The sequence below is a fragment of the Bacillus cereus group sp. BfR-BA-01383 genome (assembly GCF_022663495.1).
Classification (GTDB): domain Bacteria; phylum Bacillota; class Bacilli; order Bacillales; family Bacillaceae_G; genus Bacillus_A; species Bacillus_A cereus_AU.
This window is the reverse complement of the sequence record NZ_JAKUFP010000146.1, coordinates 1-234: the sequence shown is the minus strand read 5'-3', so window position 1 is coordinate 234 and position 234 is coordinate 1. Positions and strand designations below refer to the sequence as shown.

Sequence of the window (234 nt, the reverse complement as noted above, 5' to 3'; positions counted from 1 at the left end):
ACTTCGGATTTTTATAGGTTGTTCCATCTGACAAAATGGCGAAATCTTTTAGTCCCACATCCATTCCAATGTAAGAATTTGTTTTCGGAAGTTCTTGTACTTCTGTTTCAACTAACAATGACACAAAGTATCTGCCAGAAGGGTTCCGTCTAACTGTAGCATTTAAAATACGTCCTTTTACTTCACGACTTTTGGCAAATCGAACAAGACCTAGTTTTGGCAATTTTATTTTGT

1 pseudogene is annotated in these 234 nt (G+C 35.9%); it reads right to left on the bottom strand.

Going from position 1 to position 234, the window contains the following annotated elements:
• Positions 1-234 (bottom strand): annotated as a pseudogene (locus tag MR065_RS27355) (IS200/IS605 family element RNA-guided endonuclease TnpB); the annotation flags it as partial.